Here is a 7900-nt window from a genome sequence, read left to right on the forward strand (position 1 = left end):
TTTCGTATTCCACAACCGCTATCTCGCCGAAGGCATATCTTCACCCTATCTGGGGAAGCCTATCTTCCTTAAACCCTATTTCACGAATCGTATTTCAGGAATACTTAATCACTGAATCAATTTACCCAAGAGATTTCTCACTTGTCTAAAGGACTTAATATTATAATTAGCTTGGGTATAAGCATAACCGACCCTGATGGAATAGGCATTTTTTGGCATTGCCTTAAATGTGTCCTCATCCGTCCAATCATCACCGATAGCCAAGATAAAGTCATATTCATTCCCCTTCATCATGGCAGTGGCAGCCCGGCCCTTATTGATATCTGGACGTTTGATTTCCAAAACCATATTTCCTTCTAAGACCTGTAAATTATGCCCTCTCGCCATGTATTTCAAATGACTAAAGAGTTCACGCATTCGTAAATCACCCAGTCCGCTTTCTACTTTTCTGTAGTGCCAAACTAAGGAGTGATGCTTCTCCTCAATAAAAGCACCCGGCGTTCGGAGCACATAGTATTCCATCACAGATCGGATGTCATCCTTCCAACTGTCATCCACATCGGCATAAAGTTCCCAGTCTCCCTTATTTTCCTTATGCTTCACCCATACGCCATGTTCTGCGATCATGTCCACATGAAAGCCTTTGAACCAAGTTCCCAAAGTATCTTTATCTCTCCCAGAAATAATGACAACCTGCGCTTTCTGACTCAATCCTTTCACAATGGCTTTGAGTTCTGCATCTGGCTTGGCATCTTGGGGATTAGCCACAAAGCCAGTCAAAGTACCGTCATAATCCAAGAACAAAACAGGCTTTTTCGCTTCTTGGAAGCTTTTTTGAATTTCATTGATCACTTTAGTATCTACATCCTTAGATGTCAATTCAGCTTGCTTTTGCTTCACATGCTCAATTCGGTCCATAAATACCTTTACCCACTGAAAAATATCGTACTTTTTGAGGCTTTCTTGCATGGAGGATATTCTGGCTTTTTGCTCAGCTGGCTTCATCGTCAAAGCATCATAAATAGCATCTACTACGCCCTGCTGATCATTGGGATTAACCAAAACAGCATCTTGCAATTCCTTGGATGCACCTGCCATTTCTGACAAAATAAGCACCCCGGTTTGGTCAGTTTTGCTCGCCACAAATTCCTTACAAACCAGATTCATTCCATCCCTCAATGGAGTCACCAAAGCAATATCGGACATGCTATAGAATGCACTCAACTCCTCAAATGGAAAACCTCTGTAGAAATAATGAACCGGCACCCAGTTAAGCGTAGAATAATCAGAATTCATCCGTCCTACGAGCAAGTCAATTTCTTCTTTCAGCTCTTTGTATGACTGAACTTTGTCTCTGCTCGGCACTACAATCATGATCATGGATACTTTTCCGTGCAGTTCTTTATGATCTTTGAGGAGCTTGTTGAATGCCTGAAGGCGCTGCGGAATTCCTTTGGAATAATCCAGGCGGTCAATAGTGATAATGAGTTTTTGATCAGCTACCTGTTTTCTGAATTCTCTGACAATACTCTGAGTTTTTTTGCTTTTAGCTTGCTTCGCAAATTTGTCATAGTCAATCCCCATTGGGAATGAATCCACATTGATAATCCTGTTTTCAGCTTGGATATAACCGCTTTCGCTGGACATGCCTGTAATTCTTCCCACGGCACTCAAAAAGTGACGCATATCATCATAGGTGTGGAAACCTATCAAATCAGCTCCGCAAACGCCTTCCAATAATTCTCTTCTCCAAGGAATCATTCGAATGATTTCGTAAGAAGGAAATGGAATATGCTGGAAAAAAGCAATAGTTGCATTGGGAAGTTTCTCCCGAAGCATCTGTGGTAACAGCAACAATTGGTAGTCATGAACCCAAATGGTGTCATCGGGATCTGCTTTTTTCAAAATAGCCTCACAAAATTTTTCATTCACCCGCTTATAGGCTTCCCAATGCTCAGAATTGTAAACCATATACTGGGTGAAATAGTGAAAAGCCGGCCAAAGAGTTTCATTGCTGAATCCTTCATAAAACTGCTCCACATCCTCTTTGGAGAGAAAAACCGGAGCCATTTTCAAATCGTGAAGCTCCAAAATGATTTCAGCCCGCTGCTCGGGATCGTCTACGGTATTTCCTGGCCAGCCAATCCAGATGTTTTCTCCTGATTTATAAATAGATCCTAGGCCAGTAGCTAATCCTCCGGCTGAAGGTTTGAATTCAAAGCGCCCATTTCTATGACGCAGGGAAATAGGTAGTCTATTGGATACAATGATGGTTTTTGCCATGGTAGGTTTAGGTTAAAAACATGAAAGGAATAAATCCTTAACAAAAAGGTGATACGGATAAATATAAGCAAAAAGGGAGTAAAATTGAGCCCCATTTGTAGATTTCATCTTTCCTTAACTTATCTAAAGTCTTTTGGAATAAAAATAAAGAGAGTACTAAAAACAAAAGCCTCGGGATTTTCCGAGGCTTTGCTACTATATTTTTTGGAGTTGATTATAGGCTAAAAGCGGCCTTAATCTTCTCTACATAATCCAATTTTTCCCAAGTGAAAAGCTCAACATCCAGCTTAATTTCATCTCTATATGGAGATACAAAGGTTTTGGTTACTACCTCATTTTGACGACCCATGTGTCCATAAGCAGCAGTCTCTTCATAAATTGGGTTTCTCAATTTAAGTCTCTGCTCAATAGCATAAGGACGCATATCAAACAGCTCCTCTACTTTTTTGGCGATCTCTCCATCAGAAAGACCTACTTTGGCAGTTCCGTAAGTATTCACATAAATTCCCATCGGAGCAGCAACTCCAATAGCATAAGATACTTGCACCAACATTTCGTCAGCGATTCCCGCAGCTACCATATTTTTGGCAATATGACGAGTAGCATAAGCTGCTGAACGGTCTACTTTCGATGGATCTTTTCCGGAAAATGCCCCTCCACCGTGAGCTCCTTTTCCACCGTAAGTATCCACGATGATTTTTCTTCCGGTCAAACCTGTATCACCATGAGGTCCACCGATTACGAATTTTCCGGTTGGGTTGATGTGATATTTGATATCTGAGGTGAACAGTTTTTGCAACTCAGGCTTCAACTGAGCTTTCACTCTCGGGATCAAGATACTGATGATGTCCGATTTAATTTTTGCCAACATGGCTTCTTCCTCATCAAAATCGTCATGCTGCGTAGAAACAACGATCGCTTCAATTCGCTGAGGTACGTTATCATCACTGTATTCGATGGTAACCTGTGCTTTGGAATCAGGGCGTAAGTAAGTGATATCCTTATTCTCCCTTCTCAAGGCTGCCAATTCACGCAAAATCATGTGAGAAAGGTCCAAAGCCAAAGGCATGAAGTTTTCAGTTTCATTGGTAGCATAGCCAAACATCATCCCTTGGTCACCTGCCCCCTGCTCTTCAGGATTAGCTCGGTCCACACCTTGATTGATATCCGCAGACTGCTCGTGAATAGCAGAAAGCACACCACAGGAATTCCCTTCAAACATGTATTCACTTTTGGTGTAACCAATTCTGTTGATCACATCTCTCGCAATCTTCTGCACATCCAAATAAATATCGGATTTCACCTCTCCAGCCAAGACTACTTGACCTGTGGTAACAAGCGTTTCACATGCAACTTTGGAATTGGGATCGAAGGCTAAAAAATTATCTATCAGCGCATCGGAAATCTGGTCAGCGATTTTGTCAGGATGACCCTCAGACACTGACTCTGAGGTAAATAAATATGCCATAAAATTACGTTCTTATGCTTGTTTCAACGAAAGCCCAAAAATAGGGGAACTGAAGGAAATAAAAAACCTAAACCTATATGTCTTTCAGGATTTAATGCCCTGGTTTTTCAGAAAAAATGTGGTTTAGAAGAATTGGTGAAATTTTCTAAAAATCTAACAGCTCTTGGTTCCACGTTTGAAATTGGTGTGAACGATACTTTATGGCTAGGAATAAAAAAGGAGGTCCATTGCTGGACCTCCCATTTTTTTATTAAGTATTATGAAATATTAAAAGCCAGAAACATTCAATCTTCCACCTGTAACAGTCTTCCCTGATAAAGAAGCAGTCGGTGTGGTTGAATTTAAGATAGCTGCTTTGATTTGTGCAGCACTTGCTGTTGGGTTTAGTGAAGCATATAAAGCTGCTGCACCAGTCACATGAGGCGTCGCCATGGATGTGCCGTTGTAACTAGCATAGCCAGAACCGATAGAAGCCTTTTTACCTCTTCCAACAGTAGTGGGAACAGTTGACCAAATCCCTGATCCAGGAGCTCCCAAATCCACTGTGGATGCACCAAACTGAGAAAAGCTGGAAAGAGCTCCCGAACTAGTGATAGATGCCACTGCAATCACATTAGGGCTGTCATAGTTAGAAGGATAGCTTGGAGAAGTATCATTATTTGTTCCTGAGTTACCCGCTGCTGCGATAAATAAGATTCCAGCAGCATTCGCTCTATCAATGGCATCTTTCAAGGCCTGAGAATAACCTCCGCCACCCCAGGAATTATTGGTAGCTACGATATTCAATCCATGTCTCTGTTTCAAATCAGTGAAGTAATCCACTGACTTAATTGCATTTGAAGTGGTGCCGCCTCTAGAGCCCAAGAACTTAGCTCCGATCATTTTTACATTCCAAACTACACCTGCTACACCTATGCCATTACCTCCTACACCGCCGATTGTCCCGGCTACGTGGGTACCATGGTCATCCCCTACTCCATCAAAAAGTGAATCGTCATTGCCATCGAAATCCCATCCATAGACATCATCAACCAAGCCATTTCCATCATCATCTACTCCATTTCCTGGTATTTCACCCGGGTTTACCCCTGCATTTGCAATCAAGTCCTCATGCTCATACATATAGCCTTCGTCAATAATCCCCACGTAAACGGTAGAGCTTCCTAGCTTATTCGCTGCCCAAGCAGAAGCTGCCCCACTCCCGAATTGATTTCCGTTGGCAGACATTCCCCAAAGTTGACCGCTTGTGAAATAGGGATCATTAGAAGTAGCAAAATGCTGGTAGATCCAGTTTGGCTCTGCATATTCCACTTCAGGCATAGCTTTCAGCTTTTCTATAGCTTCCAAAGTCCCAATTTTTGTGTCTACTAAAATCAAATCTCCGCTTGGACCGCTTTTTCTGGCATTGGCTAATTCCATAGCACCGGTTTTGATTTCCTCTACTACAGTACCTCCAATTGCTCCTAAAATGTCAGCGGAAATTCTGGATCCGGTAGTAGCTGTTCTCATTTTGATCAGCAACTGACCAGGAACAAAGTTTTGACCAAGATCAAGCTTGATCTGTTCTGAAACTGAAGGCTCAATTTCGGCAACATCAGTACAAGAAACTGCTAGCCCTAACAAAGCAGGGAAAACCAGCGCATGTTTAATTTTTATCATATGATTGATGGTTAAAGATTTTTGGGAATTTATACCTTTTACTGAATATTATATCATAGATGAGTCCTATCGAAAAAGAAAATTTTTTATCCTTTCAATCAATTTTAAATCCCATTTCACGCCTTTTTTAAACCAAGCTTTGCAAATAAAAACCTCATTTAATATCTCATGATTTTTTTATAAGCTGAAAATTGGACTTTCCCTAAAATAAAATGCTTTACACTCTTCTTTGGACTAATTAAAAAGAGCGATTAATTCCAAATTTTCTTTGGTACAGAAAGCCAATTTTGGCTGAAAAAATTTTTAATTTTCTTGAAAAAATATTCAACTTTTTTTGCTTCATCCCCCACGCGCAATAAAGTTTCGGTAACTTTTATCCTCTATCCAATTTCAACTATGAAGAAGGCTGTTCATTTCTTACTAATAAACTTGGCTATGTTTACAATTTGGTCTTGCCAAGACCCCAGTGATACATCCACCTCGGATCACAAAAGTTCAAGTCAATATTCTGATTTGGTCAACCTTTTTGAAAGATGGAGATCTTTTGAAAATCCGCCACTTCATGATGGAGCTCCGGATTATCGAAAAGCAACTTTTGAACTACGACATACTAAGTTTAGGGAATTACAAAAAGAATTATTAGCCATAGATACCTCTGGCTGGGCTATTCCTGAAAAGGTGGATTGGAGAATCGTTTGGGCAGAAATGAATGGGTATGATTTCAATGATAGGGTACTTCGTCCTTGGGCAAGAGATCCTGCATTTTATAAATCACTTTGGATGGAAAGAAGTGATGTTCCTGCTCACGAGGGCCCAACGCATCATGGAACTCTCGAGTTTTGGCAGTACGAATTCCCCTTGGATGAAAGTAGCAAAGCGAAACTTTTGAAAGAGCTTCAGGCTATCCCTTCGCTCAATAAGCAGGCAGAGTCCAATCTCACTGGAAATGCAAAAGAGCTTTGGGAGGCAGGAATTCCAACCATCGCTACGCAAGTTGAAGATTTGAAGGGTCTTTTGCTCATACCTGAAATCAGCAATGATCCGAAATTGGCAGAGGCTGTAGAAAAAGCGGTTAAGTCAACGGAGGGATTTGTAGAATGGCTTACAAAGGAATCAGCAAATAAAACCGGCGAGTCAGGAATTGGTAAGGAGAATTATACCTGGTATTTGCAAAATGTCCACTTGGTGCCTCTGACCTGGGAGGATGAGGTGATGATACTTAAAAGAGAGTTGGCTAGAGCCTGGTCTTCTTTAAAGTTGGAGGAGCATCAAAATCGAAATCTGCCTCCTTTAGCGGAAGCAAATACGGCAGAGGATTTTGAAAAGCTAACAGAGAATTCCATTCAGAAATTTATGGAGTTTTTGAAGGATCAAGAGATTCTCACAGTGAAGGATTATTTCGAACCTGCTCTGAGGGAGCATAGAGGCAGTTTCATTCCCAAAGAAAAGCGAAACTTCTTTACCATTGGAATGCATATTGATCCGTTGCCTTTGTATTCACATTTTTATCATTGGTTTGAACTGGCCATTATGGATAATGAGCCCCACGCCAGTCCGATCAGGAAAGGCCCACTTCTTTATAATATTTTCGATTCCAGAAATGAGGGAACAGCAACTGCCGTGGAAGAGATGTTTATGGATGCAGGCTTGTATGAGGATTCTCCCAGATCCCGGGAAATTGTCTATATCATGATTGCTCAGCGTGCAGCTAGGGGATTAGGTTCACTATATGCTCAGGCAAATGAGATGACCATGGTAGAAGCTGGAGGAATTCATTCAGATTATACGCCTAGAGGTTGGATGAAAACAGAAAAAGAGCTCCTGCTTTTTGAGCAGCATTTGTACATGCGGCAGCCGGGATACGGTTCTAGTTATATTACAGGGAAATTTCTCCTCGAAAATACCTTGGCTGAGTTTGCAAGAATTAAAGAGGCGAAAGGGGAAGAGTTCAGATTGAAGGATTTCTTTGATCAGTTGAATGGCATGGGAAGCATTCCGATTTCATTGGGTCAATGGGAAATGACGGGGGTGGATCCTATAGAAGGGATGTGAAAATTGTGCCAGACCTACGGCATGGAGATGTGCTCTGAAGAAACCTTTTGCTACCAAGCTTAAATCCCTACGGGATTTTTATTTGTCTTAACCAGGTCTTTGCTTCTTTGCCACTTGGCGGGAGATATTTCGCCCGCAAAGAATTGAAGAGGCAAAGTTTGATTTCAGGTCAAAGGACTTATTTCAGGAGGCGAAGCCGACTTTATTTCGCGAAGCTTATTTCCATTGTATTTCATTTTTTCAGAGGCAGAACTTCGAAATTCTTCCATACCTACAGCATGGAAGTGATCTGCGAAAACATCTCTTTACTACCTAGCTTGAATCCCTACGGGATTAACTTTATTCTCAAATATCTCTTTGCTTCTTTGCCACTTGGCGGGAGATTTTTTTTCCCGCAGATTAACGCAGAAAAATTCGCAGACCTGACTGCCGTCAGGC

General features: G+C 41.4%; 4 protein-coding genes. 1 reads left to right on the forward strand and 3 read right to left on the reverse strand.

Annotated features, from left to right (window positions below):
• Positions 1-108 precede the first annotated feature (108 nt).
• The 3 genes from FL972_RS00480 to FL972_RS00490 form a co-directional block, all read right to left on the reverse strand.
• A complete protein-coding gene (locus tag FL972_RS00480; RefSeq protein ID WP_144602262.1) occupies positions 109-2283 on the reverse strand; it encodes a bifunctional alpha,alpha-trehalose-phosphate synthase (UDP-forming)/trehalose-phosphatase in 2175 nt (724 codons plus the stop codon).
• 214 nt (positions 2284-2497) lie between these two features.
• Positions 2498-3751, reverse strand: coding sequence for a methionine adenosyltransferase (metK, locus tag FL972_RS00485; protein WP_144602264.1), 1254 nt, complete (start codon positions 3749-3751; stop codon positions 2498-2500).
• Positions 3752-4018: 267 nt separating this feature from the next.
• Entirely contained in the window at positions 4019-5410 is a 1392-nt protein-coding gene (locus tag FL972_RS00490) for a S8 family peptidase (protein WP_144602266.1), read from the reverse strand.
• A gap of 396 nt (positions 5411-5806) precedes the next feature.
• Here FL972_RS00490 and FL972_RS00495 point away from each other — a divergent pair, with 396 nt between their 5' ends.
• Positions 5807-7462 (forward strand): DUF885 family protein, encoded by a 1656-nt coding sequence (locus tag FL972_RS00495; RefSeq protein WP_144602268.1) that lies wholly within the window; start codon positions 5807-5809, stop codon positions 7460-7462.
• Positions 7463-7900 lie beyond the last annotated feature (438 nt).

Source organism: Algoriphagus algorifonticola, assembly GCF_007655305.1.
GTDB lineage: Bacteria > Bacteroidota > Bacteroidia > Cytophagales > Cyclobacteriaceae > Algoriphagus > Algoriphagus algorifonticola.